General features: G+C 70.1%; 22 protein-coding genes. 10 read left to right on the top strand and 12 right to left on the bottom strand.

Annotated features, from left to right (window positions below; all coding sequences use genetic code 11):
- The first annotated feature begins 173 nt into the window (after positions 1-173).
- Positions 174-740: a TetR/AcrR family transcriptional regulator gene (locus tag K338_RS0102830; protein WP_245542880.1), complete on the top strand. Its 567-nt coding sequence runs from the start codon at positions 174-176 to the stop codon at positions 738-740.
- A 9-nt stretch (positions 741-749) separates the two neighbouring features.
- Positions 750-1,628, top strand: a complete 879-nt coding sequence (locus K338_RS0102825) for an alpha/beta fold hydrolase (protein ID WP_022916673.1) — start codon at positions 750-752, stop codon at positions 1,626-1,628.
- Positions 1,629-1,707: 79 nt separating this feature from the next.
- Here K338_RS0102825 and K338_RS0102820 read toward each other — a convergent pair whose 3' ends face one another.
- From K338_RS0102820 to K338_RS20110, 3 genes are all read right to left on the bottom strand, one after another.
- Entirely contained in the window at positions 1,708-2,433 is a 726-nt protein-coding gene (locus K338_RS0102820) for an amino acid ABC transporter ATP-binding protein (RefSeq protein WP_022916672.1), read from the bottom strand.
- Positions 2,430-3,101, bottom strand: coding sequence for an amino acid ABC transporter permease (locus K338_RS0102815; protein WP_022916671.1), 672 nt, complete (start codon positions 3,099-3,101; stop codon positions 2,430-2,432). The genes K338_RS0102820 and K338_RS0102815 overlap by 4 nt, the downstream gene beginning before the upstream one ends.
- Positions 3,102-3,167: 66 nt before the next feature.
- Positions 3,168-3,953 (bottom strand): transporter substrate-binding domain-containing protein, encoded by a 786-nt coding sequence (locus K338_RS20110; RefSeq protein ID WP_022916670.1) that lies wholly within the window; start codon positions 3,951-3,953, stop codon positions 3,168-3,170.
- 457 nt (positions 3,954-4,410) lie between these two features.
- Here K338_RS20110 and K338_RS0102805 point away from each other — a divergent pair, with 457 nt between their 5' ends.
- From K338_RS0102805 to K338_RS0102790, 4 genes are all read left to right on the top strand, one after another.
- Positions 4,411-6,300, top strand: coding sequence for an endonuclease/exonuclease/phosphatase family protein (locus tag K338_RS0102805; RefSeq protein WP_022916669.1), 1,890 nt, complete (start codon positions 4,411-4,413; stop codon positions 6,298-6,300).
- Positions 6,301-6,499: 199 nt separating this feature from the next.
- A complete protein-coding gene (pbp4b, locus tag K338_RS0102800) occupies positions 6,500-8,650 on the top strand; it encodes a penicillin binding protein PBP4B (protein ID WP_169579514.1) in 2,151 nt (716 codons plus the stop codon).
- A 38-nt stretch (positions 8,651-8,688) separates the two neighbouring features.
- Positions 8,689-9,603 (top strand): endonuclease/exonuclease/phosphatase family protein, encoded by a 915-nt coding sequence (locus K338_RS0102795; protein WP_022916667.1) that lies wholly within the window; start codon positions 8,689-8,691, stop codon positions 9,601-9,603.
- 52 nt (positions 9,604-9,655) lie between these two features.
- Positions 9,656-11,755, top strand: coding sequence for a glycoside hydrolase family 3 protein (locus tag K338_RS0102790; protein ID WP_022916666.1), 2,100 nt, complete (start codon positions 9,656-9,658; stop codon positions 11,753-11,755).
- Here the strand turns inward: K338_RS0102790 and K338_RS20105 are convergent.
- Complete coding sequence (locus K338_RS20105) at positions 11,740-12,402, bottom strand: DedA family protein (protein ID WP_022916665.1); 663 nt, start codon at positions 12,400-12,402, stop codon at positions 11,740-11,742. The two genes, K338_RS0102790 and K338_RS20105, sit on opposite strands and share 16 nt — an antisense overlap.
- A gap of 142 nt (positions 12,403-12,544) precedes the next feature.
- Between K338_RS20105 and K338_RS0102780 the strand changes: the two genes are divergently transcribed.
- A complete protein-coding gene (locus K338_RS0102780) occupies positions 12,545-13,084 on the top strand; it encodes an NUDIX hydrolase family protein (protein ID WP_022916664.1) in 540 nt (179 codons plus the stop codon).
- A gap of 101 nt (positions 13,085-13,185) precedes the next feature.
- Complete coding sequence (locus K338_RS0102775; protein WP_027286363.1) at positions 13,186-13,536, top strand: DUF3054 domain-containing protein; 351 nt, start codon at positions 13,186-13,188, stop codon at positions 13,534-13,536.
- Between the two features lie 110 nt (positions 13,537-13,646).
- Here K338_RS0102775 and K338_RS0102770 read toward each other — a convergent pair whose 3' ends face one another.
- The 3 genes from K338_RS0102770 to K338_RS0102760 are packed head-to-tail and all read right to left on the bottom strand — an operon-like array spanning position 13,647 to position 16,829.
- Positions 13,647-14,537 (bottom strand): carbohydrate ABC transporter permease, encoded by an 891-nt coding sequence (locus K338_RS0102770; RefSeq protein WP_022916662.1) that lies wholly within the window; start codon positions 14,535-14,537, stop codon positions 13,647-13,649.
- A gap of 4 nt (positions 14,538-14,541) precedes the next feature.
- Positions 14,542-15,495: a carbohydrate ABC transporter permease gene (locus K338_RS0102765; protein WP_022916661.1), complete on the bottom strand. Its 954-nt coding sequence runs from the start codon at positions 15,493-15,495 to the stop codon at positions 14,542-14,544.
- Positions 15,492-16,829: an ABC transporter substrate-binding protein gene (locus K338_RS0102760; RefSeq protein WP_022916660.1), complete on the bottom strand. Its 1,338-nt coding sequence runs from the start codon at positions 16,827-16,829 to the stop codon at positions 15,492-15,494. The genes K338_RS0102765 and K338_RS0102760 overlap by 4 nt, the downstream gene beginning before the upstream one ends.
- Before the next feature lie 225 nt (positions 16,830-17,054).
- Between K338_RS0102760 and K338_RS0102755 the strand changes: the two genes are divergently transcribed.
- Entirely contained in the window at positions 17,055-18,011 is a 957-nt protein-coding gene (locus tag K338_RS0102755; RefSeq protein WP_022916659.1) for a sugar-binding transcriptional regulator, read from the top strand.
- A 102-nt stretch (positions 18,012-18,113) separates the two neighbouring features.
- Here the strand turns inward: K338_RS0102755 and K338_RS0102750 are convergent, their stop codons facing one another.
- The 4 genes from K338_RS0102750 to rph form a co-directional block, all read right to left on the bottom strand.
- Positions 18,114-19,604, bottom strand: coding sequence for a mannitol dehydrogenase family protein (locus K338_RS0102750; protein WP_022916658.1), 1,491 nt, complete (start codon positions 19,602-19,604; stop codon positions 18,114-18,116).
- A 120-nt stretch (positions 19,605-19,724) separates the two neighbouring features.
- Positions 19,725-20,444 carry an MgtC/SapB family protein gene (locus K338_RS0102745; RefSeq protein ID WP_022916657.1) on the bottom strand — a complete coding sequence of 240 codons (720 nt, stop codon included), beginning with the start codon at positions 20,442-20,444 and terminating at the stop codon, positions 19,725-19,727.
- Positions 20,441-21,070 (bottom strand): RdgB/HAM1 family non-canonical purine NTP pyrophosphatase, encoded by a 630-nt coding sequence (gene rdgB, locus K338_RS0102740; RefSeq protein ID WP_022916656.1) that lies wholly within the window; start codon positions 21,068-21,070, stop codon positions 20,441-20,443. The genes K338_RS0102745 and rdgB overlap by 4 nt, the downstream gene beginning before the upstream one ends.
- Entirely contained in the window at positions 21,067-21,867 is an 801-nt protein-coding gene (gene rph, locus K338_RS20100; RefSeq protein ID WP_051154665.1) for a ribonuclease PH, read from the bottom strand. The genes rdgB and rph overlap by 4 nt, the downstream gene beginning before the upstream one ends.
- Before the next feature lie 122 nt (positions 21,868-21,989).
- Here rph and K338_RS0102730 point away from each other — a divergent pair, with 122 nt between their 5' ends.
- Positions 21,990-23,000: an MsnO8 family LLM class oxidoreductase gene (locus K338_RS0102730; RefSeq protein WP_157612183.1), complete on the top strand. Its 1,011-nt coding sequence runs from the start codon at positions 21,990-21,992 to the stop codon at positions 22,998-23,000.
- A gap of 65 nt (positions 23,001-23,065) precedes the next feature.
- Here K338_RS0102730 and K338_RS0102725 read toward each other — a convergent pair whose 3' ends face one another.
- Complete coding sequence (locus K338_RS0102725; protein WP_022916653.1) at positions 23,066-25,762, bottom strand: phosphoenolpyruvate carboxylase; 2,697 nt, start codon at positions 25,760-25,762, stop codon at positions 23,066-23,068.
- Positions 25,763-25,824: the final 62 nt, after the last annotated feature.

The following is a 25,824-nucleotide window of genomic DNA, read 5'->3' as shown; positions in this document are numbered from 1 at the left end:
GACCGGCCAGGTGTGAACCAGCGCGCAGCCCCGGCATCGGAAGCGCCACGAGCAGCAACGGCCACAGCACCATCAATATTGATACGATACGTATCGTGTCTCAATCTGATCAGAAGACTCGGCCACCGGGCCGCCCCCGCGATCGGGAACGAGAGAGAGCCATCCTCACCACCGTGGCCGAGCTCCTGGCCGAGGTCGGGTACGACGGCGTCACGTTCGAGCTCGTCGCGCGGCGCGCGGGCGCCTCGAAGCCGACCCTCTATCGTCGGTGGCGCACGAAACGGGACATGGTGGTCGCAGCCGTCCGTGCCATGCCGGCAACTGGCGGCGGCCGGACGATCGACACCGGATCGCTGCGCGGGGACCTGCTGGAGCTGCTCGGGGTGCTCGCGGAGACACTCACCACCAGCGACACCGCCCTGGTAGCGACTCTGCTGCACGCGGGCCTGGCAGACCCGGAGCTCTGCGACTACCTGGAGACAGCCACCGGACCCACCGGCGCCCGGTTGCCGGCCGCCGTCCTGGAACGCGCGGTCGAGCGCGGCGAGGTCCCGGACGATGCGCACACCTTCGGCTACGACGAGGTCGCCGGTGCGGCCCTGATCACGCGCGCACTCAACGGCCTGCCCTACGACGAGACCTACCGGGCCCAGCTCGTCGACGCCGTGCTCCTGCCCGCACTTCGCACCTCGTCACCATCTATCCAGCACGCCGGGATCTTCTCCGGCGGCAACCACTGAGGAGTCGTCGTGCCCGTGTCCATCCCAGGTTTTCGCTACGACCAGCTTCGCGGTCACGACAACGTGCCGATCCATACCGCCGTCGGGGGCTCCGGTTCCCCGGTCGTGCTGCTGCACGGGTTCCCGCAGACGCGCCTGATGTGGCGGCACGTCGCCGTCGAGCTCGCGGCCACGAACACCGTCATCGTGCCCGACCTGCGCGGCTACGGCAGCAGCGGCAAACCCCTAGCCACCACGGCCGACACCTACGCCAAGCGCACCATGGCAGCTGACGTCGTCACGCTCGCACGCACGCTCGGACATGACCGGTTCGCACTCGTCGGGCACGATCGCGGGGCGCTCGTGGGGGTGCGCGCCGGACTGGACCATCCCGAGGCCATCACCCACCTGGGCATCCTGGACGTGCTGCCCACCCTGGACACGTGGGACGTGCTGCACGGAGTCGATGCGGCAGTCGCGTGGCACCTGTACCTGATGGCCCAGCCACCGGGTCTGCCGGAACGGATGATCGCGGCCACCGCGGACGAGTTCTTCGGCTCGTTCCTGGATGCCTGGGGCGGCGACGACAGCACCATCCCGCCGGAGGTCCGGGAGACCTACCTGGCCGCCTCGCGCAAAGCCGTCCCCTCGATCGTCGCCGACTACCGCGCCTCCGCAGGTGTCGACCTGGAGCACGACCGCGCCGACCGCGCCGCTGGCCGGAGGCTCACGATGCCGGTCGCCTCCCTCACCCAGGACTGGGGCGGCCAGCTCGGCTTCGACCCGGAGGCGCTGTGGCGGGCCTGGGCACCCGACTTCGAGCTCCGGCCCACCACGGCCGGACACTTCATGGCCGAGTCGCGCCCCGAGGAGGTCGCAGCATTCGTCCGCACCCTCCTGGCGCGCTGAGCTCCGTGGGACCACCGCGCTGAGTATCGCGGGAGCACGGTGAGCCCGCCAGACCACGCCGAGCTCCGCCGTCGAGCGCCTACCGCACCCTGTCCAGGAACGCCCGGGTGCGGGTGTGCCGGGGGTTGTCAAACACCTGCACCGGGTCGCCCTCCTCGACGATCACCCCGTCATCCATGAAGATTACCCGGTCGCCCACCTCGCGGGCGAAGCCCATCTCGTGGGTGACCACCACCATGGTCATGCCCTCCAGAGCGAGCTGCTTCATCACCGCGAGCACCTCCCCCACCAGCTCGGGGTCCAGAGCAGAGGTGGGCTCGTCGAAGAGCATGATCTTCGGTTCCATCGCCAGCGCGCGGGCGATCGCCACCCGCTGCTGCTGGCCGCCAGAGAGGCGCGACGGGTACTCGTTCTCCTTCTCCGCCAGCCCCACCTTGGCCAGCAGCGCCCGCCCGCGTTCCCGGGCCTGCTCCTTGCCGAGCTGACGCACCATCATCGGCGCGAGCATGATGTTCTCGATCACCGACTTGTGCGGGAACAGGTTGAACTGCTGGAAGACCATGCCGATCTCGGCGCGCACGTCGTCGATACGGATGTTCCGGTCGGACAGCCGGTGCCCGTCGACCACCACGTCCCCGCCGGTGATGTCCTCCAACCGGTTCAAGCAGCGCAGCAGCGTGGACTTGCCGGACCCGGACGGCCCGATCACGCACACCACCTCACCGTCGGACACGGACAGGTCGATACCGGTGAGCACCTCGTTGTCGCCGAACGACTTGTGCAGGTCGGTGACCTCGATGATCATGCCCGGAGCTCCAGACGCTTCTCGGTGCGGCGCAGCACGAAGGACAGGGTCAAGGTGATGGCCAGGTAGAACACCGCCACCGTCGTGTAGATCTCCACTGAGTTGAAGTGGTTGGACGCGATGGTGCGGCCCTGGAACAGCAGCTCGGGCACCAGGATCACCGACAGCAGCGAGGTGTCCTTGATGCTGATGATGAACTGGTTGCCCAGCGGCGGGATCATCCGCTTGAACGCCTGCGGCCAGATCACCTTGAGCATGGTGATGTGGTGACTCATGCCCAGGGAGCGCCCGGCCTCCATCTGCCCCTTGTCGATCGACTGCACCGCGCCGCGGACGATCTCGGCGATGTAGGCGCCGGAGTTGATCCCGATCACGATGATGCCTGCCAGCACCGAGGGCAGCGTGTACTTGATGATCAACGGCAGGGCGAAGAACAGCCAGATCGCCTGCACCAGCAGCGGCGTGCCGCGGATCACCTCGATGTAGATGCTGGCGATCGCGTAGACGATCTTGAACCGGCTCAACCGAGCCAGGCCGAAGATCGCGCCGAGCACGAAGCCGATCACCAGCCCGACGACCGAGACCAACAGGGTGTAGAGGAGTCCCACGCCGAGCTGGGGCAGGAACTCCAGCACGCCGACCCAGTTGAAGTCCCACAGGGATCTCATCGCCCGTGCACCTTCCACTCCGGGGCAGGGGTACGCCCGCCCAGGTCATCGTTCATCGGGTGGGCGTCAGCTGACCTGCAGCTCGGCCAGCTCCTCCAGCCACTCCGGCTCGCTGCCGAACCACTCGCTGTAGATCTCGGCGTAGGTGCCGTCGTCGATCATCTCCGCAAGCGCAGTGTTCATCGCGTCCACCAGCTCCTCGTTGCCCTGGGAGACGGCGATACCGTAGTTCTGCGCCTCGAGCAGCTCACCGACGGTCTTCAGGGTGTCCTCGCCAGCGGTGAGGATGTAGTACTCCACGTTCGGCGCGTCGTAGAGCACGGCGTCCGAACCGCCGCCCTCCACAGACAGGTAGGCCTGGTCGAGCTGCTCGTAGGTGTTCGCGGTGGCGCCCTCGATGTTGTTCTCGATGTAGTCGGCGCTGGTGGACCCGAGCCGGGTGGCGATCGTCAGACCCTCGAGGTCGTCCACGCTCTCGATGGTGGTGTCGTCCGCCGGCACCCCGATGCGCAGACCGGACTTGTAGTACGGGCTGGTGAAGTCCACCGCCTCGCCGCGCTCGTCGGTGATGGTGATGCCGGCGATCGCGATGTCGAAGGTGCCGGTCTGCAGACCGGGGATGATGCCGTCGAAGTTGGTGGTCTCCAGCTCGATGTCGAATCCGACGCGGTCGGCGATCTCGTTGATGATGTCGATGTCGAAGCCGACGTACTCGCCGTCCTCCTCGAACTCGAACGGCACGAAGGAGGTGTCCGAAGCCACGGTGTAGCTGTCTTCGAGGCCTTCGCCCTCGCCGCCCTCGTCGCCGCCGCAGCCGGCCAGGCCCGCGGTGATCATGAAGGTCGCAGCCACCGCTGCTGTGGTCGAGAATCGCTTGTTGTATTTCACGAAGGGCCTTTCCTTCAGCACCGGTCTCGTCGAGGTCGTCAGTCAGATCGCGTGGTTTCCACGTGCTTCGCCGAAACTATAGAGAGGGTGGAGAGGTGTCAAACGCTCCGAAGTCGCCCGGATCCGCGATATTCCGCTCCAGCGCACCGGCGGGTACCTGTGGTCCAGCAGTGCGGTGCCGCGGTGGGCCGGGCACTGCGGCCGGTGGGATCGAACCGCGGCGCCAGCCATCCGCACCACGTGGAATCGTTGCGATACCGTTATCCGCGCCGCCATTCTTGGTTTCGGGATTATGCGCACACCGCGACATTCCTGCAGCGGGGAATGCGGAACTGCGAACAGCTGCTCAGGCTGTTCTCCGGCAGCAATTCTGCGCTGATTCACAGCAGGGGCCACCACCTTCCAGGCATGATCTGCTGTCATGGAGACGAACGTGCGGATGACCCGCGTGCTGGCGGTGGCCGCCGTGGTGTGGGTGCTGGTGGACGTGGTGCGGGTGTGGGCGCCGTCCCTGATCACCCTCGTCGGGCAGGCGGCCTCCACCCCGCCGGAGCTGATGGGCGCCTACGCGCTCGGCTGCGTGGGCGTGGCCGTGGTCCCGCTGCTGCTGGTACGCCGCGGGGTGGTCTCCGTGCCGACGGCGGTGCTCGCCCTGGTGCTGCTCGCTGCGGTCTGTCGTGGGGTGCTGCAGGCCACCGACGGCGGTCTGCCGCAGGTGGCGGCATCGTCTCTCGGCGTGGCTGCCGCGGTCGCAGCGCTCTGTCTGGTGGCGGCGGTGCTGGCCGAGGCGGTCGTGCCCGGGCTGCTGGGTGGCATCACCGCGGCGGCGGTCAGCCACGCGTTCCTGGGCACCTACGGCGCCATCTGGCGCGAGGACGTGTGGGCGGTGGTGTGGTTGGTGGTGCAGCTGGCCGCGCTCGCCGTCGGGCTGCGCACCACGCTGCGAGCGGCCCGGGACCGCCAGTCGCCACGCGCAGTGCTTCCGAACGCGCTGGGGATGGTGGTGCTACCGGCGCTGCTGCTGGCCGGGGTGACGGTCGGGAACCCGGCGCGGGCCCTGGTGGCCGGTGAGCTCCTCGGTCCGCCGCTGCTGGGGCTGGCGGCAGTGGCGGCAGTGCTGTGTGCACTGCACGTGCGCACCGGGCGAGTGCTCACCGCGATCGCCGGGGCGGTGCTGACCGGTGCCGTGGCCCTGGTGCTGCTGCCGGCGCAGACCAGCACCTGGTCGCTGCTGGCCCACCTGACCGGGCTGCCCGCACTGGCGGTGGTGCTCACCGGCCTGCGCCCCAGGCGCGCCCTGCCCCCCGGGAGGGAGCTACGCCCGGGGAGCTCCGCCGTCGGCAGCCTGGCGGTCTTCGGTGGCGCGGTGGCCTGGGTGGTGCTGCTGTTCGTCTACTACGCCGGGTACGACCTGGGCTACCGCGCCGATCTGGTGCTGGTGGTGCTCGCTGTGCTGCTGGGGCTGCTCGGGGTGCTGGGTGCGCGGCCCGGGCGGGAGCGCGTGCGGCCACTCCGTGCACCGGTCTGGGCCGGGGCCGCGGCATTGGCGGTGCTGGCCCCGTTCGGTGCGGCGGCCACGCTGCAGCCGGTGCCCTGGACCGCCGAGGAGCACGAGGGGCTACGGATTCTCGCCTACAACGTGCGCATGGGCTACGGGATGGACGGCACGTTCGACGCCCGCGGGGTGGCCGAGCTGATCGCTGCCGAGGACCCGGACGTGGTGCTCCTCAGCGAGGTGGACCGGGCCTGGCTGCTCAACGGTGGTCAGGACCAGCTGACCATCCTGTCCCGGCTGCTCGACCTGCCGGCGCACTTCGGTCCGGCGGCCGACCCGGTCTGGGGTGATGCGATCCTCACCGACCTGCCGGCGCGGTGGGGCGAACCGGTGCCGCTGCCCTCGTTCGGTGCGGTGACCGGGGCGCAGGCCCTGCCCGCGCATGTTGCTTTCGGCGGCCAGGAGTGGACGGTGGTCAGCACGCACATCCAGCCGCACCCCGGTCCGGGCGACGGGTCGCTGGCGCAGGCTGAGGTGCTCGCCGACCTGGTCGGCGAGCAGCCAGCCCCGGTGGTGCTGGGCGGAGACCTCAACCTGGAGCCGGGCGACCCTAGCTGGGAGGTGCTGCTCGCGGCCGGGCTCACCGATGCCCTCGCCGATGCGCGCCCGCTGCCCACCTCCCCCGCTGACGCCCCGGACATCCAGATCGACCACGTGCTCGTCTCCCCGGAGATGACCGGCAGCGACGCACATGCGGTGCCCAGCGAGCTGTCGGACCACCTGGCCGTGGTCGTCACGTTGCTGCCCGCAGACTGACCACCCCTCCCGCCGCGAACGCCCGCTTTCGCGGTCGGGAAGCGCTTGCCGGCCGCGAGAGCGGGCGTTCGCGACCAAGGGGCCGTTGACACGGGTAAAGGTGTTACGGCATCGTGACATTCGACGTCAGGAAGTTTCATCGCGCTGAGGCGATGGTTCGGCTGGGGAGGCCGAGTCCTCACCGATGAGGGAGAGAACGATGAGTCGTCATCTTGCGGCGGGTCTGGCTGCCGTGCTGGCCCTGTCCACCCTGGCCGCCGGGACGCTGCCGGCAGCCGCCGACCCGGCCCGCGGCCAGACCGCCGAGCTGGTGGTGCACTACGCCTCCGAGCAGGAACCGCGGCTCCCGGTACGGGCCACCTCCCTCGAGGGTCGGAACGGACGGCTGGCCGAGGTGGACCGCGACGACTTCGGGGCCAGCTACACGTTCACCTTCCGCCGGACCGCACCGGACGCCTACCTCGGCTTCCGCACCGAGGATGCCACCTTCGGCGAGCAGACCCGGTACGTCCAGGCCACCGACGCCTCGGCCGAGGTGTGGTTCGTCGACGGCGACCCGCGCGGCTACAGCCAGCCGCAGGAGGTCCCCGCGGCGGACGTGACCTGGCGGGAGGGCGTGCCGTACGTGGCCGTGGAGGACCTCACCGGCCTGCTGGACCTCACCTACTCCTACGGCACGAACGAGTATGAGTTCGACGGCGCCGCTCCCGGTACGTTGGACCTCCTCACCATCGCCCGGGGTCGGGACTACTACGAGATCGCCACCGACACCGACCGGATCGGCTCGAACGTCACCGGGAACATGCTGCGTGCCTACACCGACCTGGTCTTCGACGACGTGGCCGGGTTCCGGGCCGACGGGAAGTACTACCTGTCCTTCGGGCAGATCGAACGCACCTTCCAGGTAGGTACGCACACCAGGGGCGAGCGGGCGTGGCTGCTGCTCCCCCAGGACGTCGCCTACGACACGCTGCAGACGGCAGATCCCGAGGACGTCGGTTTCGACCCGGACCGGCTGGCCGACCTGGACCAGTTCCTCCAGGACCAGGTCGACGACGGTTCGCCGGCGGTGGCGATGATCGTCACCAAGGACGGCAAGATCGTCAAGAACGACGCGTACGGGTATGCACTGCGCTACTCCACCCGCACCGAGGAGGGTCAGCGGTTCCCGGCGGAGCTGCTGCCGGAGGAGGAGTGGCAGGCGGCCAGCACAGACACCCTGTTCGACCTGGCCTCGAACACGAAGATGTACGCCACCAACTACGCCATCCAGCACCTGGTCAGCCAGGGCCGGCTCGACCTGGACCGGCCGGTGGCCAGCTTCCCGGGCTGGGAGTGCTTCACCGACCAGAGCACGAACTACACCGGGATCTGGACCGTGGGCGGTGCGGGCGGCATCACCGCCGAGCACACCGGCAAGGACACGATCACCCTGCGTGACCTGCTGCACCACCGCGGCGGGCTGATCCCGGACCCGCAGTACCAGAACCGGGACGCGGCCGGCGAGCTGTGGTACCAGACCACCGACCCTGACGACCGCTCCGGCATCATCTCCTCGATCTGCCAGACCCCGCTGATGTACGCCCCGCGCACCACGTTCGCCTACAGCGACGTGGACTTCATGATCCTCGGGCTGATCGTGGAGCAGGTCACCGGTCAGCGGCTGGACACCTACCTGCAGCAGGAGCTCTACGCACCGCTCGGGCTGGAGCACACCTTCTTCAACCCGCTGGACCATGGCATCGAACCGGAGCAGGTCGCCGCCACCGAGCTGAACGGCAACACCCGGGACGGGAACGTCTCCTTCGGCACCCAGCCGGACGGCACCCCGGTCTACATCCGGGACTACACGCTGCGCGGGGAGGTGCACGACGAGAAGGCGTTCTACTCGATGGCCGGCCTCGCCGGGCACGCCGGGCTGTTCTCCACCACCTCCGACCTGGCGGTGCTCACCCAGCTGATGCTCAACGACGGCATCTACGAGGGCCGGCAGTACTTCAGCCAGGACGTGATCCAGGAGTTCACCACCCCCTACGACCCGGACCCGACCCAGGTCGGCTCCTCCACCATCGGCCTCGGCTGGCGAGTGCACTCCGCGAACGCCGCCGCGTACTACTACTTCAACTGGGGTCCGAGCCGCAGCACGTTCGGCCACCAGGGCTGGACCGGGACGCTGACGATCATCGACCCGCTGCACGACCTGACGATCACGATCCTGACCAACATGCGCCACTCCCCGGTGGTCGACCCGCCGAACGGGTTCGCCGGCGCCGAGTATGCGGTCGCCGACCTGGTGCCCGTCTCCGCGTATGTGTACCGGGCGCTGAGCAACGACACCCGCTCGAGCTGAGCAGGACCGGCCGGCGCACACCATCGAAGGAGCAGCTGATGACAGCACGAACGAGGACCACCGGGCTCGGTGTCGCGCTGAGCCTGGGCGCGGGCCTGGTGCTCGCCGCCACCGGCCCAGCGGCCGCGCACGCAAACGGGCAGGCCAGTGCGCACGGCCGGTTCCCGGCGGTGGAGCTGCGGGTCGCCTCCTACAACATCGCAGCCGGCCGGGACGCGGACGGCAGCTTCGACATCGCCAGCACTGCGGAGGCGATCGAGACCATCGATGCGGACGTGGTGGCCCTCCAGGAGGTCGACGTGCACTGGGGCGAGCGAAGCCTGGACCTGGACCTGGCCGAGGAGCTCGCCCAGGCGCTGGACATGCACGTCGCCTTTGCCCCGATCTACTCCAACGACCCGGTCGACGACGGCGGGCCCCGCGCCGAGTTCGGCGTCGCCGTGCTCTCCGACTACCCGATCGTCGACTTCACCAACCACGAGATCACCCGGCTGTCCACCCAGGACGAGGAGCCGGTGCCCGCACCCGGGCCTGGGTTCGCCGAGGCGACCATCCAGGCCCGGGCCGCGCGGGTGCACGTCTACTCCACCCACCTGGACTACCGAGGGGATCCCAGCGTCCGCGAGATGCAGGTGGCCGACACCCTGGAGATCCTCGCCGAGGACGACGCCGGGACCACGCAGATCCTGATGGGTGACTTCAACGCCACGCCGGAGGCCGCCGAGCTCGCGCCGCTGTGGACGGTGCTCACCGACGCCTGGACGATCGCTGGCGACGGTGACGGTTTCACCTTCCCGGCCGACGCCCCCGACCGGCGCATCGACTACGTCGCCGTCAGCGACCACGTGAGCGTCGAGGGCGCGTTCGTACCCACCGACGGACCCGCGGCGACCTCCTCGGACCACCGACCGACCGTCGTCGACCTGGTGGTGCCGCGCGGCCACCGACACTGACCACAGCGACCCACCCCGTCCGCGACGACCACGACCAGGAGAGAAGAGAACGATGTCCGCACGAACCAGCGGCGCCAGAGCAGGCGTGGCACTGAGCCTGGGGGCAGGGTTGGTGCTCGCTGCCATCGTCCCTGCTGCCGCACACGGCCACAGTGGGCACGCCCCGTCGAGCCATGAGGACCGGAGCACCGAGGACCGGATCACCGAGACGGTCGAGGCGATGAGCATCGACGAGCTCATCGGCCAGATGACCTGGACCCGGGTGTACGGCAACTCCGCCGACGACGACTCGATGGCCGCCGAGAACCAGCAGTACTACGGAGTGGACACCCCCGCCGAGGTGATCGAGAAGTACGACCTGGGCGGTGTGCTGTACTTCGCCTGGTCGAACCCGATCATCGAGGGCGATCCGGTGGGTGCTGCGGAGCTGTCCAACGGCTTGCAGGAGGTGTCTACCTCCGAGGCCGCGTCCGGCATCCCGCTGGCGATCACCATCGACCAGGAGGGTGGGATCGTGGCCCGGATGACCGAACCGGCCACTGTGCTGCCCGGGAACATGGCCCTCGGCGCCACCTTCGACTCCGACCTGGCCCACCGCCAGGGCCAGGTCCTCGGTTCGGAGCTGGCGGCGGTGGGGGTGAACGTCGACTTCGCGCCCGTGCTGGACGTGAACACCAACCCGGACAACCCGGTGATCGGGGTGCGCTCCATGGGCGCCGACCCGCAGACCGTCGCCGACCTGGGTGTGGCCCAGGTGCAGGGGATGCAGTCCGAGGGCATCGCCGCCACGGCGAAGCACTTCCCCGGGCACGGCGACACCGACGTGGACTCCCACTCCGGGCTGCCGATCGTGCGTTATGACCGGGAGACGCTGGACCAGCACCTCGTGCCGTTCCAGGCCGCGATCGACGGCGGGATCGACATGATCATGACCGCCCACATCATCGTGGAAGCGATCGATGCGCAGATGCCCGGGACGCTGTCCCACGACGTGCTCACCGGGCTGCTCCGCGAGCAGATGGGGTTCGACGGGCTGATCACCACCGACTCGCTCGGCATGGGCGCGCTGAAGGACATCCCCGGGCACCCGCTCGACGACGGCGACATCGCCGCCCTGGCCATCCAGGCCGGGTCGGACATCCTGCTGAACTCCCCGGACGTCGACGCCTCGTTCGCCGGCGTGCACGAGGCGATCGAGGCCGGGGACATCACCCGCGAACGCCTGGAGTCCTCGGTCACCCGGATCCTGGCGTGGAAGGCCGAGCGGGGCGTCTGGGCCGACGACCCGAGCGTGCCGGTCGATGCGGTGCTGGACACGGTCGGCACCGACGAGCACCTGGCCACTGCGGACGAGATCGGTGAGCGCGCGGTGACGATGGTGCGCAACGAGGGCGACGTGCTGCCCCTGCAGCCGGGCCGGGACTCGGTGCTGATGGTCGGTGCTGGGTCGGCGTGGCCGGAGCGGATGGGGCCGATGCTGATCGAGCGCGGCTTTGAGGTCACCGAGGACTACGAGGACGGCTCCTCCCCCTCACCCGGCTACCGGGAGCGGGCTGTGGCCGAGGCCGCGGACCACGACGTGGTCGTCTTCGCCTCGAACAACGCCAACCCGGCCCAGCAGGAGATGGTCGCAGCGCTGGCCGAGACCGGCACACCGGTGGTCGTGGTGGCCACGCGCAACCCGTATGACGTGAACGTGCTGCCGGCGGCGGACGCCGTGCTGAACCTCTACGGCTGGTTCGAGCCCAGCTTCCACGGGGCGGTGGCGGCCATCGCCGGTGACATCAACCCCACCGGGCTGCTGCCGGTGGACGTGCCGACCGCGGACGGCTCACAGACCCTGTTCCCGATCGGGTTCGGTCTGCACTACCCGGTCACGCCGGCCGAGCCGGAGCTCCTCGACCGGCACGGGCGCGAACGAGACCGGTACACCGTCCCGGAGAGTCAGGGCGTGCAGTACCTGGTGAACGGTGAGGTCACCGAAGCGGGCACCTACCAGGTGCCCCGGTCCCGGCCGGGCGGACGGACCGACGAGAACAGGGTCGTGACCATCGTCGCCGAGCCGCTGGAGGGCTGGGAGCTCGCCGAGGGTGCCACCACGGAGTGGACCATGGAGTTCACCACCGGGCGACCCGGTCACGGGCACGGCTGATCAGACCGCTGGGCAGCGGCGGCGGGTACCGGCTCCGGTGCCTGCCGCCGCCTATGCCACCGGAGCAGCCCCAGCACGCCGGACCCGAACAGCAGCACAGCACCGAGCAGGCCCCAGCCGGCCACGCCGAGGGTCGCAGCCACCTCGGGGAGTGCGCTGCGGGCCGCGGCACCGACACCGACCCAGAGGCCGCTCCACAGGCCTGCCCCGACCACCGATCCCACCAGGAACCGGCCGTAGCCCAGGCCCGCGGCACCGGCCACCGCCGGCATCAGGGTACGCACCCCGGGCAGCAGCCGAGAGACCACCAGGGCGAGCACGCCGTTGCGGCGCAGCATCGTGGTGGCGCGCTCCCACCGGTGCACCCCGACGCGGCGGACCACACGAGAGCTGCGCAGCCGGGTGCCGAACCGGGACCCGAGCCAGTAGCCCAGGTGGTCACCGGCGCTCGCGCCGGCTGCCACCGTGATCAGCGCTGCCCCGAGCTGGCCCGGTGAGGACGTGGCGGCACCGAGGGTGAGCACCGCCGTCTCGCCGGGCACCACGACACCGAGCCCGAACGCCGACTCGGCGAACGCGAGCACGGCGCCGAGCAGCAGCATCAACGGCCCGAAGGCTTCGCTCAACGTGGTCAGCAGGGAATCCATCACTCCATGGCAACCCGGTGAGCGGTGCGCACACCATGAGGTATCACCCTGGTCCGACCCTGAGTCTGTCCCCCGAGGTCTTCCCGTATCGGAAACAGGGCCGCGTTCGCCATCCACCCCGCCGACGGGGTAGAACAAGAGGGTGAGTGAGACTGCGATCGACACCGGTGACGGATGGTTCGAGAGGGACGAGCTGGATGCGCTGCGCAAGCGGCTGCCGATCGTCTACGTGGACGCGATCCCGGTCCGGGTGGACTCCGACGGCGTCATCCAGCACGTCGGCATGCTGCTGCGCACCCCGCGGGACGGTGGCATCTCCCGGGCGCTGGTCTCCGGCCGGGTGATGTACCACGAACGGATCCGCGATGCGCTGGCCCGGCACCTGGACAAGGACCTGGGCCCGATGGCCCTGCCGCGGCTGCCGGTCACGCTCACCCCGTTCACCGTGGCCGAGTACTTTCCCACCCCGGGGATCACGCCGTACCACGACCCGCGACAGCACGCCGTCTCGCTGGCCTACATCGTGCCGGTGGACGGTGACTGCCAGCCGCAGCAGGATGCCCTGGACATCGCCTGGTTCACCCCGGAAGAGGCGGTCTCCCCGGTGATCCAGGAAGGCATGGCCGACGGGCACGGCGCCCTGGTGCGCACGGCGCTGGCCAGCACCGGGCGCCTGGTGTGACCTCATCCGGCGCCAGCGGACCAGAGGCGCCTCACCACAGCGGCACTCCTGTGCGGGCCGCATCCGGTGGTCGCCCTCGCTCGGCCCGGTCTGGCCGGGCGGTGGTACGTGCCGCCGCGGCCGACGCCGCCGCTGTGCTCGCATTCGTGGTCGCGGGGCGCAGCAGCCACGACGAGACCAACGCCCTCGCCGGGATCGCCACCACCGCGTGGCCGTTCCTGGTGGCTCTCGGGGCCGGTTGGCTGGTGCTGCGCAGCTGGCGCAACCCGCTGCGGCTCTGGCCGACGGCGGTGCTCCTCTGGCTGGTCACGGTCGCCGGGGGGCTGGGGTTGCGGCTGGTCAGCGGGCAGGGCGCGTCCGGGGCCTTCCCACTGGTGGCTGCCGGCGCGCTGGCGCTGCTGCTGCTCGGGTGGCGGCTGGTGGCCCGGGTGATCCTCCGCCACCGAGCCTGACTCCAACCCCGGCCCCAATCGCGGCGAGGGTGCACTTATGGTCACGAATCGGGCGATTTGCAGCCATAGGTGCACCCCCGCGGGACCACAGGTGCACCCTCGTGCAGCCACTACTTGATGGCCCCCATGGACAGACCCCGGACCAGCTGCTTCTGCGCCACCCAGCCGGCCACCACCACCGGCAGCGAGGCGAGCAGCGACGCAGCGGACAACCGCGCCAGGAACAGACCCTCGCTGGTCATCGTCGAGGTGATGAAGATCGGCACGGTCGACGCACGGGCCGCGGTGAGGTTGAGGGCGAAGAAGAACTCGTTCCAGGCGAAGATCACGCAGATCAGCGCAGTGGCGGCGAGCCCGGGGGCGACCATCGGCATCAGCACCGAGCGCAGCGTGCGCAGCAACCCGGCGCCGTCCATCGAGGCCGCTTCGAGCACCTCACCGGGGATCTCCTGGAAGAACGAACGCATCATCCACACGGCGATCGGCAGGTTCATCGCGGTGTAGAGCACCACCAGGGTCCAGACCGTGTCCAGCACGTGCAGCCGGCCGGCGATCACGTAGATCGGCACGATCACCGCCACCACCGGCAGCATCTTGGTGGACATGAAGAAGAACAGCACGTCGCTGGTCTTCTTCACCGGTCGGATGGCCAGCGCGTAGGAGGCCGGGACACCGAGGGCGATCACCAGCAGGGTGGACAGCCCGGTGGCGATCAGCGAGTTCGCGAAGTACACGCCGGCGCCGCCCTCGATCACCGCACGGAACTGGTCCAGCGTGGGTGTGAAGAGCCAGGTGGGCGGGTCCGAGGCGGCCTGGTTCTCCTGCTTGAAGGCGGTCAGCACCATCCAGAGCACGGGGAAGAAGAACCCGATCGCAAGCACCCAGGTGAGCGCGGTGAGCAGCCCGCTGCGGGGCCCGGCGCCGCGGTCGGGTCGCGGCTGCGAGCGCGGGGCCGAGGACCCGGGTCGTGCGGCCGGTGCCGCAGGAGTCGTGGTGGTCATGGCGTCAGTCCTTCTGCTCGAAGCTGCGGAAGATCAGTCGCAGGGCGAACGTGGCCACGATGATCGTGGCGATCACCACCACGACCCCCATGGCGGCGGCCTGCCCGATGTCGAACCCGAGGAAGGCACGCTGGTAGATGTAGAACGGCAGGTTCGCGCTGGCGGTGCCGGGGCCGCCGGCGGTCATCAGGTAGATCTGGTCGAAGGTGTTGACCACGTAGATCGCGCCGAGCAGGATGCCCAGCTCGATGTACCGGCGCAGCTGCGGAAGGGTGATAGCGGTGAAGGTGCGGCCCCAGCCGGCGCCGTCCATCTGCGCCGCTTCGAGCACGTCCTTGGGCTGAGCCTGCAGCCCGGCGAGCACCAGCAGCATCATGAACGGGGTCCACTGCCAGACCAGTGCGATCAGGATGGACAGCACCGGGAAGGTGGCGGTCCAGTTCACCGCGTCGAACCCGACCAGGCCGATCGCCCAGTTCACCATCCCGTAGGTCGGGTTGAACATGGACACGCTCCAGATCATCGCCGCGGCCACCGGCATGATCAGGAACGGTGTGATCAGCAGCGTGCGGGCCAGGCCGCGGCCGGCGAACGGCCGGTCCAGCAGCAAGGCGAGACCGATGCCGAGCAGCATCGCCACCAGCACGCAGCCGAGGGTGAAGATCACGCTGTTCAGCGCGGCCTGTCGGAACGTGGAGTCGGCGAACAGGTCCGCGTAGTTGGCCAGACCCACGAACCGGTCCTCACCGGGGCGGAGCAGGTTCTCCGAGCGCAGCGAGTACCAGATGGTGACCAGGAACGGCACCTGGGTGACGATGATGGTGAAGACCAGGGCCGGCAGCAGCGGTGCGCGCCGGCGCCAGGCCTCGGCGCGGTCGTGTGCCGCGGCCGGGTCGGCAGCACCGCCACGGAGCGCCTGGCGGCGGTTGTTCTGTGCGGCAAGGGCGGTGGTGGTCACGGCTGCTCCTCCTGCTGGGCCTGGTAGGACGCGGCGACGGTCTCGGCATAGCGCTGGGACTGCGCCAGCGCCTCCTCGACGGTGACCTGCCCGGCTATCGCTGCGGACATCTGTTGTCCGACGCGGGTGCCGAGGTCCTGGAACTCGGGGATCGCCACGAACTGGATACCGCGGTACGGCACCGGCTCGGTCATCGTGACCTCCTGGCTGGCGTGCTCCATCGCGCGCAGCATCTCTTCCTCGTACGCCCCGGCCACCTCGGCGTACTCCGGGATGTCGTAGGTGGACAACCGGCTGCCCGGCGGTACACGCGCCCAGCCGATCTCCTCACCCACCAGGTGCATGTAGTCCGGATGGGTCATCCAGGAGATGAACTCCCAGGCGGCGTCCTGGTGCTCGGACGTCGCGGGGATGGCCAGCGCCCAGGAGTACAACCAGCCAGCGGCCTCGGTCTCCATGACCGGGGCCGGGGCGTAGCCGACGTCCCCGGCCACGGTCGAGGAGCTCGGGTCCTCCACCGAGGAGACCATCGACGTCGCGTCGTACCACATGGCCGCCTGACCCTGGGTGAACATCGTCAGGCACTCACCGAACCCAGCCGTGGCAGCACCCGGCTCGCCGTAGTCGCGCACCAGGTTGACGTAGTCGGTGACGGCGGAGCGCACCTGGGGCGAGTCCAGCGTGGCGTCCCAGTGCTCGTCGAACCACTGGCCGCCGTAGGTGTTGATCACCGTGGACATCGGCGCCATGTTCTCGCCCCAGCCGGCCAGACCGCGCAGGCAGATCCCGGCGAAGTCCTGCTCCGGGTCGTGCAGCTCTGCGGCGAGGTCGGCGACCTGGTCCCAGGTCGGGTGCTCCGGCATCTGCAAGCCCTGCTCGGTGAACATGTCCTGGCGGTAGGCGAGGAAGGAGGACTCGCCGTAGAACGGCACCGAGTACAGGTCGCCTTCGTAGGAGAGCGCCTCACGCACACTGGGCACGAAGTCCTCCGGGTGGTAGCCCTCGGTGGCGTCGGCATACGGTTGGAGGTTCTCGAGCCACCCGTTCTGCGCCCACATCGCCGTCTCGTAGTTGGAGATCATCACCACGTCGAACTCCCCGCCGCCGGTGGCCACCGAGGCGGTGATCTTCGCCCGCGCCTCGTTCTCCGGCAGACTGACGAACTGCACGTCGATGCCTGGGTGCTCGGCGCGGAACTGCTCCTGCAGCGCGATCGCGTCCTGCATCTGCGGGTTGGAGACGATCGCCACCACGATCTGCTCGGTGTCTCCCCCGCTGGAGACTGCCCCGGCACCGGCGCAGCCGGCCAGCGTCAGCCCGGTCGCAGCGAGCATCGCGGCTGCTCGAGACCGGGCGATCGGCACTCGGCGAGCACGGCGGCCCGCAGGACCCGGCGCACTGCGGGTCCGGGTGAGAGCTGGTCGGAACATCATCGTCCTCACTGTCGGCCACAGGTCAGCATCCCGACCTGTGGCGCTCATCTGAGATCTAGGCACTCGCTCATCTGATGATCTGACTGTAGTGCCCTACACTCAGATGAGCAAGGACGTGATGCCCATATGTTCGTGGAGGAGGTCGCCGTGGACCATGACGAGCTCGTCCTGATGCGTGATGTGAGCGTGGACTTCCACGTGGACGGCAAGTCGAAGGTGGAGATCGCCAACGAACGACAGCTGTCCCGGTTCCGGGTGGCGCGGCTGCTGAACACGGCACGCGAGCTGGGCATCGTCCGCATCTCCATCGCACTGCCAGAGGACACCGAGGAGGACCTGAGCGAACCGCTGACCGAGGCGCTCGGGGTCCCGGTGATCATCGCCCCCTCGCACTCAGAACCACAGCAGCGGCGGGACCTGCTCGCCCGCACCCTGGCCCGGGCCGTGCGCGAGCGGGTGACCGAGGGGATGACCGTCGGCATCTCCTGGTCGCGCACGATCGAGTCCGCAGCGCGGTACCTCGATCGGCTGCCGCCGTGCGACGTGGTCCAGCTCGTGGGTGCCCAGCCGGTGGAGGGCAGCGGCGACTCGTTGGAGCTCATCCAGCACTTCAAGGCACTGCCCGGGGTGCGCACCTGGCCGATCTGGGCACCGCTGACGGTGCGGGACGCGACCACGGCGGCCGGCCTTCGTGCCCAGCCGCAGATCGCCGAGGCTCTCGCCCGGGCGGACTCCCTGGACCTGGCCGTGGTGGCGATCGGCGGGTGGACCCCGCAGGCCTCCACGGTCTACCCGACGCTGTCCCCGGCGGACCGGGCGGCGATCGAGGCGCACGAGGTGGCTGGGGAGTGCTCTGGCCGACTCTTCGACGCCGATGGTCGCGAGCTGCACGCACCGTTGGAGGAACGGGTCGTGGCGGTCACGCTGGACCAGCTGCGCCGCACCCCCACGGTGGTGGCGTGCGGGTTCGGCCGTGCGACCGCCAGGGCGGTGCGTGCGGGAGTGCGTGGCGGCTTCGTCGGCGTGCTCGTGCTCGACACCGAGTGCGCCCGGGCCCTGGCCGAGCTGACCGGGATCCTCTGAGCTCTCCCACAGATCGCGAACGCTCGATCGTGCGGCTTGCGCCCGGCGTGTCGCCGCGAACCAGGGCGTTCGCGCGCGAAGTGGTGGGCGCGGTGAGCGGCCCTACGAAGCAGAACCTTCGCCGTCGAGCAGAGCCTGGATGGTGGCCTTCGACCCGCGAGAGTGCAACGAGCACAGCGCCCACCGGTAGGCGGTCACGAACCGCTCGTCCTCGACCAGGTCACCGAAGAGGTCCCGGTCCCGCAAGAACGCCAGGTCGTCCTCGGACTGGGCGAGCGCAGCAGCATGCACCCGCTCGGCGATCCGGTCCACGATCTCGATCGGCTCCCCCTGCTCGTCGGTGCCCTCGGCGTACCGTGCCCAGCTGGCCACGATGAGGGCCGACCGCTTCACCTCTCCCCCGCTGGCGAGGTTCTCGCCGATCACCGGCACCAGCCAGGTGGGGATCCGGTCGGAGGACTCTGCGCAGAGCCGGGCCACGGTGTCCCGTACGTAGGGGTTGGAGAACCGCTCGATCAGCGTGGACTTGTACTCCTCGAGGTCCACTCCCGGCAGCGGTTGGAGCGTGGGCTGGGCCTCGTGGTCCATGTAGCCGCGCAAGAAGGTGGCGAACATCGGGTCCTGGGCCACGTCGTGCACCAGGCGGTAGCCGGCCAGGTAGCCGAGATAGGCGATGCCCTGGTGGCTGACGTTCAGCAGCCGCAGCTTCATCAGCTCGTACGGGGTGACGTCCTCGACCACCTGCGCGCCGGCCTGCTCGTACGGAGGACGGCCGGAGACGAAGTCGTCCTCCAGGACCCACTGGGTGAACGGCTCGGTGACCACCGGCCAGGCATCCTCGATGCCGAACCGGTCGGCCACCAGTGCCCGGTCGGCATCGGTGGTGACCGGGGTGATCCGGTCCACCATGGAGTTCGGGAACGGCACCTGCGCATCGACCCAGTCCGCCAGGTCGGGATCCTTGGCGCGGGCGAAGGCGCCGAACATGCGCCGGGCGTTGTCGCCGTTGCCTTGGATGTTGTCACAGCTCATCACGGTGAACGGTGGCGTGCCGGCCGCTCGGCGGCGGCGCAGTGCCTCGATCACGTACCCGAACGAGGTGGTCGGCAGTGCGCCGGGCTCCAGGTCCGCGCGGACCGCCGGGTTGGTCAGGTCGAACTCGCCGGTGACCTGGTTGACGTTGTAGCCGCCCTCGGTGACGGTCAGCGAGACGATCCGGGTCGACGGGTCTGCGAGCCGGGCGAGCGCTGCCTCCGGGTCGTCCGGGGCGTACAGGTAGTCGACGATCGAGCCGATCACCCGGGCCTGGGTGGACCCGTCCGGGTGCTTGACGACCAGGGTGTACAGGCCGTCCTGGGCGTGCAAGGCATCGCGCATCCGGGTGTCGCCGGGCAGCAGGCCGAGCCCGCAGATCGCCCAGTCCTGGGCCTGGCCGGCGTTCATCAGCTCGTCCAGGTACATCGCCTGGTGCGCCCGGTGGAAACCACCGACGCCGATGTGCACGATCCCGGTGCGCAGGGCGCTGCGGTCGTAGCCGGGGCGGGCCACGTCCGGGGGAAGGCTGGTCAGGGTGGCATTGCTGAGCGAGGTCATCACAGCTCCTGAAGTTGGCTCGTCGGGACCGACGCTATCAGGTGAGCACGCGGTGAGCACTCAGATGAGCGGTGGTGCGGGGGTGGGTGCGCACCGACTCCGCGCACATCCCGTGGGTGGTCAGGAGACGTCCTCGTCGTCCTCCTGCTCGTCGTCGCTGCGCACCTGCACCTGGCGCACCCCTTCGATCGCGTTCACGCTCGGGATGGCCGTGCGCAACGGGATGCGCCCCTTGAACCGGATGTCGATCTCCACCAGCTTCAGGCCGTCCCGCTCCAGCCGGCGGCTGCCCAGGATCAACGTGGAGTAGCCCAGCTCGGTGGCCAGGGCGAGGATGTCCCGGAGCACACCGGCACCGTCCAGGTAGCGCACCCGCAGCACCCGGTTGTGGTCCCGGGTGGGGATCTTGCGCACCACCGGACCGATCACGACGACGGCGAGCAGGTGCAGCGCAGTGAGGAAGAACGCCAGCGAGACCATGCCTGCGCCGGCCGCCATGCCCACCGCGGCGGCGACCCAGATGGTGGCGGCTGTGGTCAGGCCACGGACCACGTCCCGGCGGGTGAAGATCACCCCGGCACCGAGGAAGCCGATTCCGGAGACGATCTGGGCGGCGATCCGTGATGGATCCAGGTTCACGTCCTCGCCGAGCACCGTGGAGAACCCGAACGCGGAGACCAGGGTGAACCCGGCCGCACCCATGCCGACCAGCACGTGGGTCCGGAAGCCCGCTGCCTTCTGCCGCACCTGGCGTTCGATGCCGATCAGGGCGCACAGCACGAAGGCGACCGCCAACAGGTACAGCTCGGTCCAGGTGGTGTCGGTGAGGAAGTGCATCATGACGCCAGGGCGGCACGGATGTGCGGGGCGAGCGCCCGGAACGCCTGGCCGCGGTGGGAGATGGCGTTCTTCTCGTCTGGGGTGAGCTCGGCGCAGGAACGGTCCTGGCCTGCCGGCTGCAAGATGGGGTCGTACCCGAAACCGCCGGCTCCGCGCGGTGTTCTCAGCAGGGTGCCGACCAGGCGGCCGGTCTCCACGTGCTCGTGCCCATCGGGGGTGACCAGGGCGGCGGCGCAGACGAAGGCGGCGCCGCGGTGCTCCTCGGCGACGTCGGCGAGCTGGGCGAGCAGCAGCTCCAGGTTGGCCAGGTCGTCACCGTGCCGTCCGGCCCAGCGGGCGGAGAAGATGCCCGGGGCACCGCCGAGCACGTCCACGCTCAGACCAGAGTCGTCGGCCACGGCAGGCAGCCCGGTGCGGGCGACCAGGGCGCGGGCCTTGATCAGCGCGTTCTCGGCGAAGGTGATGCCGTCCTCGACCGGATCTGGGGCGTGGACGTCGTCAGCGCCGACGATCTGCTCGGCAACCAGGTCATCCCCCACGGCCGCACGGGGACCGGTGAGGATGGCGCGCAGCTCGGCGACCTTGTGCGCATTGTGCGTGGCCAGCACCAGGCGAGGGCCGGTCATCCGCGCACGTCCACGAGCGGGCCGGGTGCCTCCCGGCGGACCAGGTGCCGGGCCAGCGCCGCCTGCTGCGCAGCGGTCAGCTCGGCGCATCCGGCCACGGCCAGGTCGAGCAGCTGGTCCAGCTCGCCGCGGCGGAACGGGGCACCTTCGGCGGTGCCCTGCACCTCCACGAAGTCACCGCTTCCGGTGACTACCACGTTCATGTCCGTCTCCGCGCGCACGTCCTCGGTGTAGGGCAGGTCCAGCATCGGGGTGCCGTCGATGATTCCCACGCTGACGGCGGCCACGGAGTCGGTCAAGACTCTCGCCTCGTCCGGGACTGCTCCGTGCGCACGCCCCCACTCGATGGCGTCGGCGAGCGCCACATAGGCGCCGGTGATGGCGGCGGTACGGGTGCCGCCGTCGGCCTGGAGCACGTCGCAGTCCAGCACGATCGTGTTCTCGCCGAGGGCGGAGACCTCGATGATCGCCCGGAGCGCGCGCCCGATGAGGCGGGAGATCTCGTGGGTGCGGCCCCCGATCTTGCCCTTGACCGACTCCCTGCTGGAGCGGGAGTTGGTGGACCGGGGCAGCATCGCGTACTCCGCGGTCACCCAGCCCAGGCCGGAGCCCTTGCGCCAGCGCGGCACGCCCTCGGTGAACGAAGCGGTGCACAGCACGCGGGTACCCCCGAACTCCACCAGCACCGATCCTTCGGCCTGGTCGGACCAGCCGCGGTGGAACACCACGGGGCGGAGCTGGTCGGGGCGGCGGCCGTCGGCTCGGGCGATGGGCTCTGGGTTCGGGGTGTCTGTCATGGCAGCCCAGCCTAGTGCCGACCGGTTGTTGCCCTGAGCTGCCATACCGGGCAGGCACCAGGTTGCCCGTGGTCGGCGCGCGGGCGGGAATGGTTCCCGTGGTGCAGTGGTTGCCACCGACGATGCCTGTTGTGCCGATCTCGTTGCTGGACCGCTCGCGCACCCGAGCCGGAGAGTCCGCGCAGGAGTCGCTACGGGCCACAGTGGACCGGGCGGAGCGGGCCGAAGCGCTGGGGTACCACCGGTTCTGGGTTGCCGAGCACCATGGTGTGCCGGGGATCGCGAGCGCTGCGCCGACGGTGCTGATGGCCGCTGTGGCAGCAGCAACCACGCGGATCCGGGTGGGTTCCGGTGGGGTGATGCTGCCCAACCACCAGCCGTTGGTGGTCGCCGAGCAGGCACGCACCCTCGCCGCGCTGTTCCCGGGTCGGATCGATCTGGGCATCGGCCGCTCGCTGGGCTTCACCTCCGGAGTGCGCAAGAGCCTGCGGGTCACCGAGTACTCCGTGGCAGAGTTCGACGCTGACCTGGAGGACCTGCTCGCGCACCTGCGCGGCACAGGTCCGGTGCGTGCGGTGCCGGAGGTCGACGAGCAGGTGCCGGTGCACCTGCTGGCCACCGGATCGGGACTGGCGGTGGCTGCCCGGTACGGTCTGCCGGTGGTGCTCGGCGGACCTGCCCTGTACACGGGCTCCGATGCGCTGGCGGCCTACCAGCGCGACTACCGGCCCAGCCCGCTGTGGCCGGAGCCACGACTGACGATCAGCCTGGAGGTGCTGGTCGCTGGCACGGCGGAACGAGCCCGGGAGCTGCTGCTGCCCGAGGCGGTCGCGCTCGCCGAGACCCGGCGCACGGGGGTGTTCGCCCCGCTGCGTCCGGTGCGCCCGGCGGACCTGGACGATCTCGATGCCCGGGTGCGCTCCGCCGTCGAACGACAGCTGCGCCTGGCGATCACCGGCACCGCCGGCCAGGTCCACGCCGAGCTGACCGACCTGGTGCGACGCACCGGGGCCCACGAGGTGCTCGCCACCACCTCCACCTACGACCGGGACGCGCTCGCGGCCGCGGACGCTGCCCTGGCGGCACTCGACGTGCACCGGCCTACCGCATCGGAGGACACCGGGGCGGACTGAGGTCAGTGCGGAGCTCCTCCGACCGCCCCGGTGTCCTCGCCACAGTCCCGCGTGCGGGGCTTCCCTCAGCCGGTGTTCTGCAGGCCGGCGGCCACACCGTTGACAGTGAGCAGCATCAGCCGGCGGATCGCCTCGTCCGCGGTCTCGTCAGAGCCGTCGGTGGCCCGCAGCGTGCGCAGCGCCCGCAGCTGCAGCAGCGACAAGGCGTCCACGTACGGGCTGCGCAGCTGTACCGCACGGCCGAGCACCCGGTGCCCGGCGAGCAGCCGCTCCTGACCGGTGATGTCCACCACCCACTGACGGGTGAGCGCCATCTCCTCCAGCACCAGCTCGGCCAGGTCCTCCCGGTTGCCGAGGGCCAGGTACCGGCGGGCGATCCGCTCGTCGGTCTTGGCCAGGGACATCTCCACGTTGTCGATCATCGTGGTGAACAACGGCCAGCGCCGGTAGGCCTCCCGGAGCCGTTCCAGGTCCCCGACGGCCGCCAGCGCGGTGCCGAGGCCGAACCAGCCGGTGAGGTTGATCCGGGCCTGGGTCCAGGCGAACACCCACGGGATGGCGCGCAGGTCCTCCAGGGACTCCACGCTCAGCCCGCGGCGGGCCGGGCGGGAGCCCAGCGGCAGCCAGCCGACCTCCTCCTGCGGGGTGACCTGGGCGAACCAGGGAGCGAAGTCCTCGGCGTGCACCAGCTCGAAGAACCGGTCCCGGGACGCGGCGTCCATCGTGGCAGCCACATCGGCGAAGTCCCTCGCAGCGGTGGAGTTACGCTCCTCGATCGCCGGGGTGGCCTGCAGCAGCGTGGCCGCGGCGACCTGCTCGATGTGCCGGTGGGCGATCACCGGGTCGCCGTACCGGGCCGCGATCACCTCTCCCTGCTCGGTGAGCTTGAACCGGCCGTCCACGCTGCCCGGTGGCTGGGCGAGCACGGCACGGTTCGCCGGACCGCCGCCGCGGCCGAGCGCCCCGCCGCGGCCGTGGAACAGGGTGAGGGTGATGTCGTTGCGCTCGGCCCACCGGGCGATCTGCTCCTGCGCGTCGTAGAGCGCGAGCGTCGCGGCGACCGGGCCGACGTCCTTGGAGGAGTCGGAGTAGCCGAGCATGATCTCGATCCGCCGGCCGGTCTGGGCCATCCGGGCCTTGACCTGCGGCAGCTCGATCATCTCGTCCAGCGCTGCCACCGAGGACTGCAGGTCGGCGAAGGTCTCGAACAGCGGGACCACGTCCAGCACCGGCACGTCCTCGGCAGAGCCCATCGCGGCCTCGGCGAGCCGGTAGACGGCGGCGATGTCCGCAGCGCAGGTGGCGAAGGAGATCACGTACCGGTGCGCAGCCACCACGCCGTAGCGCTTCTGGATGGCGGCGATGGAGCGGATCGTCTCCAGCACCTCTTCGCTCATCGGGCTGAGCTCGCCACCGGCGTCCAGCTCGGCCAGGGCCTGGTTGTGCAGCTTGGAGTGCTGGCGCACCTCGAACTCCACCAGATGGAACCCGAAGGTCTCCACCTGCCAGATCAGGTCCTGCAGGTCGCCGTAGGCCTGCCGGGCGTCACCGGCGGCAGCCAGGGAGGACTGCACCACGCGCAGGTCGGCGAGCAGCTCCTCCGGTGAGCTGTAGGCGAGGTCGGCGTCCCGGCGGCGGGTGGCGGCGATCCGCTCGGCAACCACCAGCATCACCCGCCGGTGCGGTTCGTTCGGTGAGGCGAGGGCCACCTCGGCGGTCAGCTCGGCGGCGAGCTGGTGCTGCCGGTTCCAGAGCAGCTCGAGCTCGGCCGAGGGTGGGGTGGTGACCGCATCCACCGTGAGCGCGGCGCCCACCCGGTGGGCCCGCTCGAGCAACGCACCGAGCACGTGGTCAGCGGTGGTCGCCGCAGCCGACCGGGTGATCGCAGCGGTGACGTTCGGGTTGCCGTCCCGGTCCGCACCGATCCAGGAGCCGAGCCGTACGAACGAGGGGGCCCGCACCGGTGCCGGGGCGTCAGCATCCTGCAGCAGCGCGTCGATCGCCCGGTACATCTGCGGCAGGGCGTCGAACAGCGTCTGGTCGAAGATGCCGGTGACGGTGCGGATCTCGTCCAGCGGGGTGGGCTTGGTCAGCCGCAGCGGCGAGGTGCGCCAGAGCCGGTCCACCTGGGTGAACAGCTCACGCCGGTTCTCCGCCAGGGCACTGGCACCCAGGCGCGGGTCGTCCCGCTGGGCGAGCAGCTCGGAGATCTCCCGGATGCTGGCGGCCACTGCGCGGCGGCGTGCCTCGGTGGGGTGGGCGGTGAGCACCGGGCGGAACTCCAGGGCGTCGATCCGCGAGCGGGCCTCCTCCTCGCCGAGCTGCTCGACCAGGAAACGCCAGGCGCCGCCGAGGGTGTCCTCCGGTGCGCGGGCCGGGTCCACGTCGCCGGTGTCCCGGGAGCGCAGCACCCGCACCCGGTGGTACTCCTCGGCGAGGTTGACCAGGTGGAAATAGCAGGTAAAGGCTCGTGCCACCTGCTCGGCGCGCTCCAGGGTGAAGGACTCCACCAGCTCCTCGGCCTGGGAGATGGCGTCCGAGGAGGCGTCGTCGTAGGCCGTGATGGTCAGCTCACGCAGCTTCTCCACGTCGGCCAGCAGGTCCTCACCCCCGCTCTCGGCGAGCACGGTGCCGAGCAGCTCCCCGAGGAGGCGCACGTCGTGCCGCAGCGAGTCGGGCATCTGGTCGATCGCCCCGCTGCGAGAGCCAGATGCGATCCCGTTCGCCGGGGTGGTCACGGCCTGGTCGCGTACTTCGCTCATGACCCTCAGCGTACCGAGACGTTCTCACCGTGAGACGCGACCGTCTGCGTCCTGGACAGAAC

Source organism: Ruania albidiflava DSM 18029, from assembly GCF_000421225.1.
Lineage (GTDB): Bacteria > Actinomycetota > Actinomycetes > Actinomycetales > Beutenbergiaceae > Ruania > Ruania albidiflava.
This window is presented reverse-complemented; position numbering and strand designations above follow the sequence as displayed.